Consider the following 15,576-nt stretch of genomic DNA (forward strand, 5'->3'; position numbering starts at 1 on the left):
GTCCGCATTGAAGTGAGCCGCGAGGGCCGGCGCAAGCCCTAAGCGGCCTTGCGCCGCAGCCGCGCCGACAGGTGGTGCTGCAACGGCTGTCCGACCGCGGCGAGATCGTGCTCGAACGTCAGGGTGTCCGCGTCGGCCAGGGTGTAGCGGCGCCGGGTCCCCTCGACCTTCTTGGCCGTCGGCGTCAGTGCCACGCTGTCGGTGGCGAGGTCGACCGTGCCGTCGGCCGCGCGCCCGACCGCGATCTCCCCGATACCGGTGGGCTGGGTGATCAGCGCCTCCACCCGCCCGTCCGGCTGCAGCCGCCACCAGCCGCTCTCCCGGGCCGCCGGACGCACCGGCACGTCGTCGGCGTCGAGCAGCCAGGCCCGGGCCTCGTAGCTGAGGAACGGCCGCCCGTCGTGCCGGAAGGTGACCTCCTGGGCGTACCTGAACTCCCCGTCGATCGTGGGGTATCCACCGCGCCCGCGTCCGTGCCAGCTCCCCAGCAGGCCGAGCACGGGGGCGAGCAGCGCGTGCGGTGCGGGCGCCCCGTCCGGCCGGTCGCTGTCGTGGTACGGGTACTCGGGTGCGGGGTCGAACACGGCGGGGCTCCAGGGTCGGGGTGGCAGGGAAGCACAGCCTAAAGGGCCCGCGACCCCGTCCCCGGTCTTCGCGTGCGGCTCCTCCGGTGCCTGCCCGCCCCTTCCCTTTTCTGACGGATCGTCATATAGCTATGAGTCATATGGAGGCAACGACCCGGAGGCGCCATGAAGTTCTCCGTCATCTTCGAGGCCCAGCTCGCCGACCCCACGGTCGAGCGTGAGCACCAGCTCTTCCGCGACTGCGTCGAACAGGCCGTGTTTGCCGAGGAGATGGGGTTCGACCGGATCTGGGCGGTCGAGCACCACTCCCTGAAGTGGTACGCGCACATGTCCGCGCCGGAGGTCTTTCTGACCTGGGTAGCGGCCCGCACGTCCCGCATCCGCGTCGGGCACGGCGTGGTCTGCATGCCGTTCCGGTTCAACCACCCGGCCCGCGTCGCCGAGCGCGCCGCCACCCTCGACCTGCTCAGCGGCGGCCGGCTCGACCTCGGGGCCGGGCGCGGCGGCACCGTCCAGGAGACGTCGTTGTGCGGCGTCGACAAGGACCGCACGACCCAGGAGGTCGAGGAGGCGCTGCGCATCATCGGCAAGGCCTGGGAGAAGGACGAGCTGGAGCACCACGGCCCGCTCCTCGACATCGACCCGCACCCGATCCTGCCCCGGCCCGCCCAGACCCCGCACCCGCCGCTGTTCCTCGCCTGCAGTCGCACGGACACCCTGCGCCAGGCGGCCGAACTCGGCGTCGGCGCCCTGGTGATGGGCTTCGCGGGCCCCGAGTCGATCGCCGAGATGCGGGGCGCCTACGACGCGGCGATCGCCGGCCGGACCCCCGAGCGGCTCGTCTCCTCGGCCGTCAACGACCACTTCGCGGTGCTGTGCCCCACCATCGTCTCGGACGACCGGGAGGCGGCCCGCCGGATCGGCATCCGAGGCCAGCGTTTCTTCGCCCAGTCCATCGGGCACTGGTACGGCGGTGCGGGCATCCCCGACGAGGCCGTCGTCGACGGCACGGACGAGGCGGCCGAGATGCGCCGGGCCGCCGAGCAGGTCGTCGCCCGCCTCAACGAACAGCGCGTCCCGGTCCGCCCCACAGCCACGGCCACCTTCAACGCGGACCACGCGTACGGCACTTCGGCCGACGCCATCGCCTACGTCGAGCGTCTGCGCGATGCCGGGGCCGACGAGATCATGTGCCTGATCCAGATGGGCACGGTTCCCCAGGAGGCCTGTCTGGAGACGCTGCGCCAGTGGGGCGAGACGGTCATCCCGCACTTCAGGAGCGGACTCTCCTGAGACCCGCGCGCCTGCGCCCACCCGACCACCGGAGTCGCCCATGTCCATCGAAGAAACCTCCGACGCCGTCGACCGCCTCGCCCCCGAGGCCCGTCCCCTCGTGGACGCGATGGCAGCCGTCTTCCCCGACCTCGGCGGGGCCGTCACCGACGCCGCCGAGGCCCGCAGGATCCTCGCGGCCGCGCCCGCCGCACCGTTCCCCGCGCCCGTCGTCGGCGCCGTCGAGGACCGGGAGATACCGGGGCCGCCCGGGGCGCCCCCGATTCCCGTACGGATCTACCGGCCGGAGTCCGGCGGCGCGACGGACGGGGACGCGCCCCGGCCCGTCGTCGTGTTCTTCCACGGGGGCGGCTGGGTCATCTGCGATCTGGACAGTCACGACTCGACGGCGCGCGGCCTGTGCCGGGACGCCGGGGCCGTCGTGGTCTCCGTCGACTACCGGCTCGCGCCCGAGTCCCGGTTCCCGGCCGCCGTCGAGGACGCGTACGCCGCCGTGTGCTGGGTCGCCGGCCACGCCGGTGAACTCGGCGCGGATCCATGCGCGTTGACGGTCGCGGGCGACAGTGCGGGCGGGAACCTCGCCGCCGTCGTCGCGCAGATCGCCCGCGACGAGGACGGCCCGCGCATCGCCCGGCAGGTCCTCGTCTACCCCGCGACCGACGCCCGGCAGAAGGCCGGCTCCTTCGACGCCAACGCCGCCGGGTACTTCCTGACCGCCGCCCACTGCCGCTGGTTCCGCGACCAGTACCTCGGGTCCGACGGCGACCCCGCCCACCCCCACGTCTCACCGCTCCTCGCCGAGGATCTCGCCGGGCTGCCGGCCGCCCACGTCGTCACCGCGGGCTGCGACCCGCTGTGCGACGAGGGCCGCGCGTACGCGACAGCCCTGCGCGCCGCCGGTGTCCCGGTGACCGAGAGCCACTTCCCGCACATGTTCCACGGCTTCTTCGGCTTCCCCGAACTGCTCGGCGATGCGCGCCAGGCACGGGCGGATGTGGCACAGGTCATCGTTTCAAGCGTGCGAGACAGGAAAAACAGCGGTAACACCGGGGGTAGCGCAGGATAATTTCCCGAGTCTCCTCTTGTCCCGGAGAACCTCGCATGCATACGGTGTCCTTACGCGAGGTTCTCCCGTGGAGGATGGGACATGACGGAAATTCTTGTGCAGGCGGGCATGGAGGGGATCGTTCCTTCGGCTCCGACGGTCGGCGACAGGGTGGTGGAGCACCCGGCGTGGCCCGTGCTCAAGGACGCCGTGGAGGAGATCAGGACCTGGCAGGACAAGGACGGGTCGATCGACTTCGGCGCCGAGGGCGCCCCCGCGAAGGCCACCGCAGATCTGGCGGTCGACCGTGTCATAGCCGCGGTGGAGCAGCTCGCCCCGCTGCTCCCGCACGACGCCGCGTACCACGAGGCGCTCGTCCGCGACCTGCGGCGCTGGGCCGACGACGGCTACCGGGTACCGGACTTCCTGGACTCGCTGCTCGCCTTCCAGCCCGCGGCGCGGCGTCAGGACGGCCTCCAGCACCTGGTGCTCTTCCCGATGTACACGCAGAACGGGAACCCGGACCGGAACCTCGAAGCCGTCGTGCTGCGCATGGTCTGGCCGGATTGGCTGGCCGAGCTGGAGGCCACGCGCTACGACAACCCGCTGTTCTGCGGCATCACCTTCGAGGACTTCACCTCGGGTTACGACACGAACTCGGCGGTGCTCTTCCCCGAGACGATCGCCGTGCGCGAGGCCCCCGAGCGCTTCTCCTGGGGCGGCATCTTCTGCGACCGCGAGGCGGCCCGCTTCCGCCGCGTCACCGAGGCGGCCGTCGACATCCTCGGCGTCGAACTGCCCGAGGACATCGCGCGGATGGTCGGCGACCAGGACCGCTGCCAGCAGGCGTTCGTGCTGTGGGACATGGTCCACGACCGCACGCACAGCCACGGCGACCTGCCGTTCGACCCGTTCATGATCAAGCAGCGCCAGCCGTTCTGGATGTACGGCCTGGAGGAGCTGCGCTGCGACCTCACCGCCTTCAAGGAGGCCGTGAAGCTGGAGGCCGACGGCGTCCCGCAGGGCCGCGACGTCCAGTACGCCGTGCTGTTCGACCGGATGTTCCGCTTCCCGGTCACCGGCGAGCGCGTGCGCAACTACGACGGTCTGGGCGGCCAGCTGCTCTTCGCGTACCTGCACAAGCACGACGTCGTGCGCTGGACCGACAACAAGCTGCACATCGACTGGCAGCGCGCCCCCGAGGTCACCAACCAGCTGTGCGCCGAGATCGAGACGCTGTACCGCGACGGCATCGACCGTCCGAAGCTGGTCCACTGGTTCGCCGCGTACGACCTCGTCTCGACGTATCTCGCGCCGCACCCCGGCTCCCGCTGGGCCAAGGGCCCCGACGCCCTCGACACGAGCCTGCCGCCCCGCAAGCTGGTGGACGAGGTGCTTGCGGACGAGTTTCCGCTCAGCATGTTCTATGAGGCGCTCTCCAAGAAGCTGAAGAACGTGATCGCCTCGACCAAGGGGATCACCGCGGCGGGTGCCGAGCGGGTGGCCGCGTGAGCAATCCCGTACAGGAGGCGACTGCCATGACCGACACCAACGAGACCAGGGACACGCTGGACGGTGCCGTGATCGCGGTCGCCGGAGCCGCGGGACCGGCCGGGCGCGCCACCCTCAAGCGGCTCGCGGAGGCGGGCGCCACGGTCGTCGGCGCCGACGCGGATCCCGAGCGCCTCGCCGAGGCCGTCGACGAGGCGCGCTACGCGCACGGCGGCGCCACCGTCATCGGCGACACCGTCGACCTGCTCGACCTGCACGCGACCCGCGACTGGGCCGGCCGCGTCGAGAAGGACTTCGGCCGGGTCGACGGGGTGGTGCACCTCGTGGGCGGCTGGCGCGGCAGCGCGAGCTTCGCCGAGACCGACCTCGCCGACTGGGACCTGCTGGAAAAGCTCCTGATCCGCACGGTGCAGCACACCTCGCTCGCCTTCCAGGAGGGTCTCGGCCGCTCCGACCGGGGCCGCTACCTGCTGATCAGCGCGGCCGGCGCCAGCAAGCCGACCGCGGGCAACGCCGCCTACGCCGCCTCCAAGGCCGCGGCCGAGGCGTGGACGCTCGCGCTCGGCGACGCCTTCCGCAAGGCGGGGGGCGACGCGGGACCGCAGCAGGCGGCTGCGATCCTGGTGGTCAAGGCGCTGGTGCACGACGCGATGCGCGCGGAGCGCCCCAACGCGAAGTTCGCGGGCTTCACCGACGTCAAGGAGCTGGCCGAGGCCATCGCCGGCGTCTGGAGGCGGCCCGCCGCCGAAGTGAACGGGACCCGTCTGTGGCTGACCGAGAAGCCGTGAATCCTCCCAGGACCGACGCCCGCAGGCACCACGACCCCACGATCCGGGGTTTCGCCAGCGACAACTACGCGGGCGCCCACCCCGAGATCATGGCCGCACTGGCCCTGGCCAACGGAGGGCACCAGGTCGCGTACGGCGAGGACGACTACACGGCCCGTCTCCAGCAGATCATCCGCAGCCACTTCGGCCCGACCGCCGAGGCGTTCCCGGTCTTCAACGGCACGGGGGCCAACGTCGTCGCGCTCCAGGCGGTCACCGACCGCTGGGGCGCGGTGATCTGCGCCGAGTCCGCGCACATCAACGTCGACGAGGGCGGCGCCCCCGAGCGCATGGGCGGTCTGAAGCTGCTCACCATCCCGACGCCCGACGGCAAGCTCACCCCCGAGCTCATCGACCGGCAGGCGTACGGCTGGGACGACGAGCACCGTGCGATGCCGCAGGTCGTCTCGATCACGCAGTCCACCGAGCTCGGCACGCTGTACACGCCCGACGAGATCCGCGCGATCTGCGACCACGCCCACGAGCGGAACATGGTCGTGCACCTCGACGGCTCCCGGATATCCAACGCCGCGGCCTCCCTCGACGTGCCGATGCGTACGTTCACGAACGCGGTCGGCGTCGACATCCTGTCGCTCGGCGGCACGAAGAACGGCGCGATCTTCGGCGAGGCCGTCGTCGTCATCAACCAGGACGCCGTCCGGCACATGAAGCATCTGCGCAAGCTGTCCATGCAGCTCGCCTCCAAGATGCGGTTCGTGTCGGTGCAGTTGGAGGCCCTGTTCGCCAGGGACCTGTGGCTGCGCAACGCCCGGCACTCCAACGAGATGGCGCAGCGCCTCGCCGAGGGGGTGCGCGCCGTCGACGGTGTCGAGATCCTCTACCCGGTGCAGGCCAACGGCGTCTTCGCCCGCCTTCCGCACGACGTCTCCGAGCGTCTGATGAAGCACTACCGCTTCTACTTCTGGGACGAGGCGGCCGGCGACGTCCGGTGGATGTGCGCCTTCGACACCCGCGAGGAGGACGTCGACGGGTTCGTCGCCGCCCTCAAGGAGGAGATGGCGCGCTAGCCACCCTCTCTCAGTCTGCATAGGTATGCGATCGATCGTAAAGTCATTGACTGGCGGTCGGTCGCGTTCCTATGCTCCCGTGCCATGCAGCTGATTCAGCAGAACCCTGATCTGTCGGCATATTTGGCGGCCGACGACGTCATCGATCACCATCACCCGCTCGTCCGGGACGTGGCGTCACGCCTCGCGCAAGACTCCGCGGATTCATATGCATACGCCCGCGCCGCCTACGAGTACGTCCGCGACACCATTGCGCACTCCGCCGACAGCGGCGACATGCGCGTCACCTGGCGGGCCTCCGACGTCCTGGAGCAGGGCACCGGCATCTGTCATGCGAAGGCCCATGCCCTGGCCGCGCTGCTGCGCGCGGAGGACATCCCCACGGCCCTCTGTTATCAGCGGCTGACGCACGACGTCGGGACGGGCTGGTGTGTGCACGGGCTGATCGCCGTACGGTTCCACGGCTCATGGCACCGGCAGGACTGCCGAGGGAACAAGCCGGGCGTCGATGCCCGGTTCTCGCTCGAAGGGGAGCGGCTGGCCTGGGTGCCCGATCCGAAGTTCAGTGAGGTGGACTATCCGGTACTCTTTGATGTACCCCATCCGGTGGTGCTCGATGTCATGCGCAGCGCCCCGGACCGTCCGTACCTCTGGGAGAACCTCCCCGACTCGCTCACCTCGTAAGGCAGGCCATGTCCCTCCAGCTCACCGTCTCCGACGACGTCCGCGCCATCGCCCCGGACTTCCGGCACATCGCCGTCGAGGCGTACGGACTTGTCAACGCGCCCAGCACGGACGGCACCTCGGCCCTCCTCGACGACGCCGCACGCCGTCTGGCCGCGCGCCTCGACGGACGCGCGCCGCACGAGGACCCGCACATGGCGGCCTGGCGCGCGGCCTACACCGCCTTCGGGGCCAAGCCCAACCGCACCCGGAACTCCGCGGAGGCGCTCGCCAAGAGGGCGCTCGCCGACGGCGGCCTGCCGCGGATCAACACGCTCGTGGACGTCTACAACGCGATCAGCGTCGCCCACCTGATCCCGGTCGGCGGCGAGGACCTCGGCCACATCAAGGGCGGCATGCGGCTGATCAGGGCCACCGGCGAGGAGGACTTCGTCACCGTCGCGTCCGGCGAGCAGGCGGTCGAGCACCCGGACGCCGGGGAGGTCGTCTGGTGCGACGACGAGGGCGTCACCTGCCGCCGCTGGAACTGGCGCCAGGGCACCCGCACCCGGCTCACCGACACCTCCGTCGACGCCCTGTTCCTCCTGGAGGGCATGGGCGAGCACGCGGGCCTGGAAGCGGCGGGTGTCGAGCTGGCCGAACTCCTGGAGAAGTTCAGCCCCGGCGTACGCCTCACGGTTCACCCAGCGGCCTGAGGCGCGGCCCCGGACGGGCTCTAGTTCGCCTCGGCGGCCTTGACCTCTTCGGGGGTCGGGGCCGTACCGCCCAGATGGGCCGGCATCCACCACGTGTCGTCCGGACCCTTGGGGCGCACGGGGTAGGCGCGCTGCGCCGCTTCGAGGAGCTCCTGCACACGGTCGCGCAGCCGGCGCGTGATCGCCCCGGCGTACTGGTCGCGCGACGCCTCGATGGCCTCGCCCACCCGGATCGTGATCGGGATGTGCTGTCGCTTGAAGTTGCGCGGACGGCCCTTGGTCCACACGCGCTGGGTGCCCCACAGCGCCATCGGGATCAGCGGCACCCCGGCCTCCTGGGCCAGGCGCACGGCGCCCGTCTTGAAGCTCTTCAGCGTGAAGGACTCCGAGATCGTCGCCTCGGGGAAGACCCCGACGACCTCGCCCGAGCGGAGCGACTGGAGGGCGTGCTGATACGCGTGCTCACCCTGGGCGCGATCCACCGGGATGTGCTTCATGCTGCGCATCAGGGGGCCGGAGATCTTGTGCCGGAACACCGACTCCTTCGCCATGAAGCGGACCAGTCGCTTCTGGGGCAGGGCGGCGAGGCCGTCGAAGATGAAGTCCAGGTAGCTGATGTGGTTGCTGACCAGGACGGCTCCGCCCGAGCGTGGAATGTTCTCCGAGCCCTTGCAGTCGATCTTCAGGTCGAGCGCCTTGAACATCGTTTTCGCGGCGCCGATGACCGGACGGTAGACGAGCTCTGCCATGGAGGGGGTGGACCCTTCTTATTGCCGTGGGGAGTTTCTTCCGGAGGATTCCGGAGGAGGTGGCTCCCGGCGGTAAGTTACGCAGCCGTAGGTTTTCCGGCTTGCGCAGATCGTGCCCCAAGAACGGCCGAGTGACCAGTCCTGGTTCCGGCCGCGCGCGAGATCCTTGTCACGTGACCGGGAATGCGACGAGACGTTTCGGCGCTGCAAGTGAAGCGGTGGACCGAGGAGGTGTGGGGTGAGCGTGACCGAAGTGACGCTGGATGCCGGGCAGTTGGGTGAGGAGTTGGGGGAGCGCGCCACGCTCGTGCAGTTCTCCAGCGCGTTCTGCGCACCCTGCCGGGCCACCCGACGGGTTCTCGCGGAGGTCGCCGCCATGGTCCCCGGCGTGTCCCACATCGAGATCGACGCCGAGGCCGAGCTCGGTCTCGTACGCAGGACCGGTGTCGTCAAGACCCCCACCGTGCTCGTCCTGGACGCCCGCGGCCGTGAGGTGCGCCGCGCGGCCGGCCAGCCCCGCAAGGCGGACGTCATCGCCGCGCTGGGCGAAGCGATCTGAGTCGGCGAAGGAGCCGGTGGGCTGCGGGGGAGGCGAGGGGGAGCGGTGACGCATCTCCCACATGACGGAACGCACTTGACTGCACGCGCCACGTATCGTCACGCTGACCGTATGCCTCCGGAACTCCTTCTCTACGAGCGGGTCCACGTCGACCTGGCCCGCTGTTCGAGCGCCCGCTGTCGCGTCTGCTGACGCAGCCACGGACCCCGCTCGAACCCTCCGGCAGAAGGACAACTCCATGACGGCCACGCCCGATCTGCGCACCGCCCGGCCCGCCACCCCCGACCTGCTCCGCTCGGTCTTCCGCCAGCACGCCGCCGGTGTCGCGGTGATCACAGCGGCCGGTGCCGCACCCGTGGGCTTCACCGCCACCTCCCTCACCTCGGTCTCCGCCGAACCGCCGGTGATCTCGTTCGGCGTCGGCCTGGGCGCCTCCAGCTGGCCCACCGTCGCCGAGGCCGACCACATCGGCGTGCACATACTCGGCGAGCACCAGGCCGACCTCGCCGCCACCTTCGCCCGGAGCGGCGCCGACCGCTTCGGCGCCCCCACCCGCTGGTTCGAGGGACCCGAGGGCGTCCCCGTCCTCGACGGCGTCCTGGCCTGGCTCGTCTGCCGGGTCATCGCGCGGGTGCCCGCGGGGGACCACCGGATCGTGCTCGCCGAAGCGGTCTGCGGCGACCCGGCCGGCGCCGGCCGTCCGCTCCTCTATCACCAGGGTCGCTTCAACGCGCTGCGCGACTGAGAGTTCCTGCGCCGCACGATTACGGAGCGTTGGCAAGGTCACAGTTCAAAGCGCTTGCTCAGTGGGCATGGAGTGGATGTACTGACGAGTAATATTTCGCTCGGAGCGCGGGCCGCCCCGACCGGAAGAGTCCGCTTCAGGCGCCTATGCTGCCTGCAAGAAGGCGTTGTCAGCCGCAGCAGCAAAGCCGCCCAGTAAAAGACGATTGCAGTAGGAGAGCCGGCGTGAGCTTGAGGATCGTTGTCACCGTGAAGTACGTGCCCGACGCCACTGGCGACCGGGGCTTCGCCGATGACCTGACCGTTGACCGTGACGAGGTGGACGGTCTGCTGTCGGAGCTGGACGAGTACGCGGTGGAGCAGGCGCTGCAGATCTCGGAGAATTCCGATGATGATGTGGAGATCACCGTGTTGACGGTGGGTCCCGAGGACGCGAAGGACGCGCTGCGCAAGGCGTTGTCGATGGGTGCGGACAAGGCGATCCATGTCGAGGACGACGATCTGCACGGCACGGACGCGATCGGTACGTCGCTGGTGCTGGCGAAGGCGATCGAGAAGGCCGGTTTCGATCTGGTGGTCTCCGGGATGGCGTCCACGGACGGCACGGCGGGTATTGTGCCGGCGCTGCTGGCCGAGCGGCTGGGGGTGCCGCAGGTGACGTTGTTGTCGGAGGTGGCGGTCGAGGGCGGCACGGTGACGGGCCGCCGCGACGGCGACACCGCCTCGGAGCAGCTCCAGGCCTCGCTGCCGGCCGTCGTGTCGGTCACCGACCAGTCCGGTGAGGCGCGGTACCCCTCGTTCAAGGGGATCATGGCGGCGAAGAAGAAGCCGGTGGAGGCCTGGGACCTGTCGGATCTGGACCTGGAGGCCGGGCAGGTCGGTCTGGAGGGGGCCTGGACCAAGGTCGACGCGGCCACCGAGCGTCCGGCGCGGACCGCGGGCACGATCGTGAAGGACGAGGGTGAGGGCGGCAAGCAGCTGGCCGAGTTCCTCGCCGGCCAGAAGTTCATCTAGGCACCGACTCGTCGAGTCGCCAAGTCGTCATCACATTGCGAGAGTTGGAAGATTCCCATGGCTGAAGTTCTGGTCTACGTCGACCACGTGGACGGTGCCGTCCGCAAGCCCACCCTTGAGCTGCTCACGCTGGCCCGCCGGATCGGTGAGCCGGTCGCCGTCGCGCTGGGTGCGGGCGCGGGTGACACCGCGGCCGCGCTCGGCGAGCACGGCGCGGTGAAGGTCCTCACCAACGACGCCGCCGAGTTCGCCGACTACCTGGTCGTGCCGAAGGTGGAGGCGCTGCAGGCCGCGGTCGAGGCGGTCGCACCGGCCGCGGTGCTGGTGCCGTCCTCCGCGGAGGGCAAGGAGATCGCGGCGCGTCTGGCGCTGCGGATCGGGTCGGGCATCATCACCGACGCCGTCGACCTGGAGGCTGGCGCGGACGGGCCGGTGGCGACCCAGTCGGTGTTCGCCGCCTCCTACACCACTAAGTCCACCGTGACCCAGGGCGCCCCGGTCATCACCGTCAAGCCCAACAGTGCCGCCGTGGAGGCGGCCCCGGCGGCCGGTACCGTCGAGGCCCTCACCGTGTCGTTCTCGGAGAAGGCGACCGGTACGAAGGTCACCTCGCGCACCCCGCGCGAGTCGACCGGGCGGCCGGAGCTGACCGAGGCCGCGATCGTGGTCTCCGGCGGCCGCGGCGTCAACGGCGCCGAGAACTTCGCGCTCATCGAGGCCCTCGCCGACTCCCTGGGAGCGGCCGTCGGCGCGTCCCGGGCCGCGGTCGACGCCGGCTGGTACCCGCACTCCAACCAGGTCGGCCAGACCGGCAAGTCCGTCTCGCCGCAGCTGTACATCGCCAACGGCATCTCCGGCGCGATCCAGCACCGGGCCGGCATGCAGACCTCGAAGACCATCGTCGCGGTCAACAAGGACGCCGAAGCCCCCATCTTCGACCTCGTCGACTACGGCGTCGTCGGCGACCTCTTCGACGTCGTCCCCCAGCTCACCGACGAGGTCAAGACCCGCAAGGGCTGACCTGTCCGGCTGCCGACGGGGCCGCGTGGCGTTCATCGCCGCGCGGCCCCGTCCGCGTACCGGGACCATGCAAGGGGACCATTGACGCAGGTCACCCGGCCCGTTAACTTCGCTATACGGATTGTTGATTCCGTGAAGCGGAAACAGTGAGCGTATGGAGGGTGCACGAATGGGTCAGCAGGAGAAGGTGTCGACGAGCCTCGCGGGCGCGGTCAGCGAGGGCATCAGCGCCTCACTCGCTCCGGTCGACGCGGAGCTGAGCCGCCGCTACCCAGGAGACCCCGGCACCCGCCAGCCGGTCCACACCGTCTACGTCCCCGCGGACGCCTTCGACGAGGGCACCATCCGCTCCTGGGGCGACCAGGCGCTCGCCCAGCTCGACGAGCACGCCCCGGACGCCGCCTCGTTCGCCGCGGTGCTCGGACTGGCCGACGAGCTCGCCGAGCCGATCTACAGCCGCGTACGCGCGAAGCTGGAGCGCGAACCCGTCGAGGACCTGCGCGTCGACTTCGAGGACGGCTACCGGCCCGCGTCCGACGCCGACGAGGACGAGGCGGCGGCCCGCGCCGCCCGCCTCATCGCCGAGGCGTACGCGAACGGCACCGCCGCCCCGCACATGGGCATCCGCATGAAGTGCATGGAGGCGTCGGTCCGCGACCGCGGCATCCGTACCCTCGACATCTTCCTCACCGGACTCATGGAGCACGGCGGCCTGCCCGACGGGCTCGTCCTGACGCTGCCCAAGGTGACGTACCCGGAGCAGGTCACGGCCATGGTGCGACTCCTGGAGGCGTTCGAGAAGCAGCACGGGCTCGACGCCGGGCGCATCGGGTTCGAGATCCAGATCGAGACCAGCCAGTCGATCCTCGCCGCCGACGGCACCGCCGCCGTCGCCCGCATGATCGACGCCGCCGAGGGGCGCGCGACCGGTCTGCACTACGGCACGTTCGACTACAGCGCCTGCCTCGGTGTCTCCGCCGCCTACCAGGCCAGCGACCACCCGGCCGCCGACTACGCGAAGGCCGTCATGCAGGTCGCCGCCGCGGGCACCGGCGTCCGCGTCTCCGACGGTTCCACGAACGTGCTGCCCGTCGGTTCCACCGACAAGGTGCACGACGCCTGGCGCCTGCACTACGGCCTCACGCGCCGCGCTCTGGCCCGCGCCTACTACCAGGGCTGGGACATGCACCCCGGCCACATCCCGACGCGCTACGCGGCCGTCTTCGCCTTCTACCGCGAGGGCTTCCGGCAGGCCGCCGCGCGCCTCGCCGCGTACGCGAAGCAGACCGCCGGCGACATCGCCGACGAGCCCGCCACCGCCAAGGCCCTCGCCGGGTACCTGCTGCGCGGCCTCGACTGCGGAGCGCTCGACGTCGCCGAGGTGGCCCGCCTGACCGGCCTCACCCTGGGCGGCCTGGAGGGCTACGCGGGACCGCGCCGGGGCGACCTGACGACCACCGGCGAATAACCCCACGGACACACCACTGCCCCTTCCCGAGGACGGTCGGGAAGGGGCAGTGGTGTGTCCGTAGCGCGTCAACGGTCAATCGGCCGGGCCGAGTTCACCGGACCCCCGCTGGATGAGCCGGGTCGGCAGCTCGATGCGCTCCGGCAGCAGCGTCGCCCCGTCGAGCTGACGGAACAGCCGCTCGGCCGCGGTCCGGCCCAGCTGCGCCGCGTCCTGCGCGACCACGGTCACCCCCGGCTTCAGCAGATCGCCCAGCTCGATGTCGTCGAAGCCCACCAGGGCGACGCTGCGGTCGAGTTCGGCCAGGACCCGGACCACGGTCACCGTCACACGGTTGTTGCCCGCGAAGATCGCCGTGACGGGCTCCGGGCCCGACAGCATCTCCTCGGCCGCGCGCCGCACCCGCTCGGGGTCGGTGACGCCGAGCGACATCCACTGCTCCGCGACCGGTATCCCGGCGTCCTCCATCGCCGCGCGATAGCCGCGCAGGCGCTCGGCGGCCGTGTGGATGCGCGGCTGGTCGCCGATGAAGCCGATACGGCGGTGGCCGCCCGCGATCAGATGCGCGACGCCGTCCCGCGCGCCGCCGAAGCTGTCGGAGAGGACCACGTCCGCGTCGATCTTCCCGGCGGGCCGGTCCACGAACACGGTCGCGACACCGGCCGCGATCTCCGGCTCCAGATAGCGGTGGTCGTCACCGGCCGGGATCACGACGAGGCCGTCCACCCGGCGTGCGCACAGGGCGAGCACCAACTCCTGCTCGCGGTCCGGGTCCTCGGCGCTGGAGCCGTTGATGAGCAGTGCGCCGTGCGCCCGCGCGACCTCCTCGACGGCGCGGCTCAGCGGGCCGTAGAACGGGTCCGCCAGATCCTCCAGCACGAGCCCGATGCTCGCCGTACGCCCCTTGCGCAGCACGCGCGCGCTGTCGTTGCGCCGGAAGCCCAGGGCGGCGATCGCCTCCTGTACGCGGCGCTCGGTGTCCGGCGTGACGCCCGGCTCGCCGTTGACGACCCGGGAGACCGTCTTCAGGCCCACTCCGGCGCGCGCGGCGACGTCCTTCATCGTCGGGCGATTGCCGTAGCGGTTCTCGGTGCGGCGGGCGGTGCGGTCCACTATGCGCTGTCCTGTCCTGTCGTCGCTGCCGGGAAGCCGGCCACCCGGAAGGGGTGACGGGCCCGATTCGTCAGGCCTCATCATCCTGTACGGGCGTGTGGCGTCGAGCATAGGGCCTGGACAACGTTGTCAGGCTCGGGGGAGACTGTGCACCGCTTTTCTCGCTTCCTAGAGTGACCTTCTCCGACCTGCCTTTTCTCCAGGGGATCTGACACTGATGCACATGGACCTCGTCGCCGCGCTCGACATCGGCGGCACCAAGATCGCCGGCGCCCTCGTGGACGACCAGGGCCGGATCCTCGCGCGGGCGCAGCGGCCGACCCCCGCTCAGGAGGACGGGGAGACGGTGATGGGCGCGGTGGAGGCGGTGCTCACCGAGCTGACGGTGTCCGAGCTGTGGCCCCGGACGCGGGCCGTCGGCATCGGCAGCGCCGGCCCGGTGGACCGCTCGGCCGGCACGGTCAGCCCGGTGAACGTGCCGGGCTGGCGCGACTTCCCCCTGGTCTCGCGCGTGGCGGCCGCCACGGACGGCCTGCCGGTCGAACTCGTCGGCGACGGCGTGGCCATGACGGCGGCCGAGCACTGGCAGGGCGCGGCGCGCGGCCACGACAACGCGCTGTGCATGGTGGTCTCCACCGGCGTCGGCGGCGGCCTGATCCTGGGCGGACAGCTCCACCCCGGCCCCACCGGCAACGCGGGCCACATCGGCCACATCAGCGTCGACCTCGACGGCGACCCGTGCCCCTGCGGGGCGCGCGGCTGCGTGGAGCGCATCGCGAGCGGCCCCAACATCGCCCGCCGCGCCCTCGCCGACGGCTGGCGACCGGAGGCCGACGGGGACGCCTCCGCCGCCGCCGTGGCCCGTGCGGCACACGCCGGCGACAAGGCGGCCCTGGCGTCCTTCGAGCGGGCGGCCCAGGCCCTCGCGGCCGGCATCGCGGCGACGGCGACGCTCGTCGAGATCGACATCGCGGTGATCGGCGGAGGAGTGGCGAAGGCGGGCGACGTCCTCTTCGCCCCGCTGCGCCGCGCGCTGCGCGACTACGCCACGCTGTCCTTCGTGCGGCGCCTCACGGTCGCCCCGGCGTCCACCGGCACCGACGCGGGGCTCGTGGGCGCGGCGGCCGCCGCGCTGCGGTCCGGCTCCGCCGTGAACCGGGCGCGCCACCAGGCCGTCTGACGGAGCGACCGCGCCCGCCCGGCACCGACTGCGGGTGAGGGCGTGCGGGACGGGACCCGCA

16 protein-coding genes are annotated in these 15,576 nt (G+C 71.2%); 13 read left to right on the top strand and 3 right to left on the bottom strand.

Annotation, left to right across the window (positions count from 1 at the left end; genetic code table 11):
* Positions 1 to 38: 38 nt before the first annotated feature.
* A complete protein-coding gene (locus tag ACQUQD_RS36670) occupies positions 39 to 584 on the bottom strand; it encodes an FABP family protein (protein ID WP_428956516.1) in 546 nt (181 codons plus the stop codon).
* A gap of 165 nt (positions 585 to 749) precedes the next feature.
* Here ACQUQD_RS36670 and ACQUQD_RS36675 point away from each other — a divergent pair, with 165 nt between their 5' ends.
* The 7 genes from ACQUQD_RS36675 (at position 750) to ACQUQD_RS36705 (ending at position 7,668) form a co-directional block, all read left to right on the top strand.
* The gene (locus ACQUQD_RS36675) at positions 750 to 1,877 is read left to right on the top strand and encodes an LLM class flavin-dependent oxidoreductase (protein ID WP_428956517.1); all 1,128 of its coding nucleotides are present in this window, start codon (positions 750 to 752) and stop codon (positions 1,875 to 1,877) included.
* Positions 1,878 to 1,917: 40 nt separating this feature from the next.
* Entirely contained in the window at positions 1,918 to 2,943 is a 1,026-nt protein-coding gene (locus ACQUQD_RS36680; protein WP_428956518.1) for an alpha/beta hydrolase, read from the top strand.
* A gap of 81 nt (positions 2,944 to 3,024) precedes the next feature.
* Entirely contained in the window at positions 3,025 to 4,434 is a 1,410-nt protein-coding gene (locus tag ACQUQD_RS36685) for a DUF6421 family protein (RefSeq protein WP_428956519.1), read from the top strand.
* A gap of 26 nt (positions 4,435 to 4,460) precedes the next feature.
* Positions 4,461 to 5,222, top strand: a complete 762-nt coding sequence (locus ACQUQD_RS36690; protein WP_428956520.1) for an SDR family NAD(P)-dependent oxidoreductase — start codon at positions 4,461 to 4,463, stop codon at positions 5,220 to 5,222.
* On the top strand, positions 5,219 to 6,289 hold the full coding sequence (locus ACQUQD_RS36695; RefSeq protein ID WP_428956521.1) for a threonine aldolase family protein: 1,071 nt from the start codon (positions 5,219 to 5,221) through the stop codon (positions 6,287 to 6,289). Before ACQUQD_RS36690 ends, ACQUQD_RS36695 begins: the two co-directional genes overlap by 4 nt.
* An 84-nt stretch (positions 6,290 to 6,373) precedes the next feature.
* Positions 6,374 to 6,973: a transglutaminase domain-containing protein gene (locus ACQUQD_RS36700; protein ID WP_428956522.1), complete on the top strand. Its 600-nt coding sequence runs from the start codon at positions 6,374 to 6,376 to the stop codon at positions 6,971 to 6,973.
* An 8-nt stretch (positions 6,974 to 6,981) separates the two neighbouring features.
* Positions 6,982 to 7,668 carry a B3/B4 domain-containing protein gene (locus ACQUQD_RS36705; RefSeq protein ID WP_428956523.1) on the top strand — a complete coding sequence of 229 codons (687 nt, stop codon included), beginning with the start codon at positions 6,982 to 6,984 and terminating at the stop codon, positions 7,666 to 7,668.
* A 20-nt stretch (positions 7,669 to 7,688) separates the two neighbouring features.
* On the opposite strand, the gene ACQUQD_RS36710 is transcribed toward ACQUQD_RS36705, so the two are convergent.
* Positions 7,689 to 8,417 carry a lysophospholipid acyltransferase family protein gene (locus ACQUQD_RS36710; protein ID WP_428956525.1) on the bottom strand — a complete coding sequence of 243 codons (729 nt, stop codon included), beginning with the start codon at positions 8,415 to 8,417 and terminating at the stop codon, positions 7,689 to 7,691.
* A 238-nt stretch (positions 8,418 to 8,655) separates the two neighbouring features.
* Between ACQUQD_RS36710 and ACQUQD_RS36715 the strand changes: the two genes are divergently transcribed.
* The 5 genes from ACQUQD_RS36715 (at position 8,656) to ACQUQD_RS36735 (ending at position 13,222) form a co-directional block, all read left to right on the top strand.
* Positions 8,656 to 8,976: a TlpA family protein disulfide reductase gene (locus tag ACQUQD_RS36715; protein ID WP_428956526.1), complete on the top strand. Its 321-nt coding sequence runs from the start codon at positions 8,656 to 8,658 to the stop codon at positions 8,974 to 8,976.
* A 238-nt stretch (positions 8,977 to 9,214) separates the two neighbouring features.
* Complete coding sequence (locus ACQUQD_RS36720; protein ID WP_428956527.1) at positions 9,215 to 9,721, top strand: flavin reductase family protein; 507 nt, start codon at positions 9,215 to 9,217, stop codon at positions 9,719 to 9,721.
* A gap of 224 nt (positions 9,722 to 9,945) precedes the next feature.
* Entirely contained in the window at positions 9,946 to 10,734 is a 789-nt protein-coding gene (locus ACQUQD_RS36725; RefSeq protein WP_428956528.1) for an electron transfer flavoprotein subunit beta/FixA family protein, read from the top strand.
* Between the two features lie 57 nt (positions 10,735 to 10,791).
* Positions 10,792 to 11,754: an electron transfer flavoprotein subunit alpha/FixB family protein gene (locus ACQUQD_RS36730; protein ID WP_428956529.1), complete on the top strand. Its 963-nt coding sequence runs from the start codon at positions 10,792 to 10,794 to the stop codon at positions 11,752 to 11,754.
* A gap of 169 nt (positions 11,755 to 11,923) precedes the next feature.
* On the top strand, positions 11,924 to 13,222 hold the full coding sequence (locus ACQUQD_RS36735) for a DUF6986 family protein (protein WP_428957744.1): 1,299 nt from the start codon (positions 11,924 to 11,926) through the stop codon (positions 13,220 to 13,222).
* Positions 13,223 to 13,297: 75 nt separating this feature from the next.
* Here the strand turns inward: ACQUQD_RS36735 and ACQUQD_RS36740 are convergent, their stop codons facing one another.
* Complete coding sequence (locus ACQUQD_RS36740; RefSeq protein WP_428956530.1) at positions 13,298 to 14,335, bottom strand: LacI family DNA-binding transcriptional regulator; 1,038 nt, start codon at positions 14,333 to 14,335, stop codon at positions 13,298 to 13,300.
* 217 nt (positions 14,336 to 14,552) lie between these two features.
* Between ACQUQD_RS36740 and ACQUQD_RS36745 the strand changes: the two genes are divergently transcribed.
* The gene (locus ACQUQD_RS36745) at positions 14,553 to 15,515 is read left to right on the top strand and encodes an ROK family protein (protein WP_428956531.1); all 963 of its coding nucleotides are present in this window, start codon (positions 14,553 to 14,555) and stop codon (positions 15,513 to 15,515) included.
* The last annotated feature ends 61 nt before the right edge of the window (positions 15,516 to 15,576 follow it).

It is taken from the genome of Streptomyces sp. cg35 (assembly GCF_050410835.1).
GTDB lineage: Bacteria > Actinomycetota > Actinomycetes > Streptomycetales > Streptomycetaceae > Streptomyces.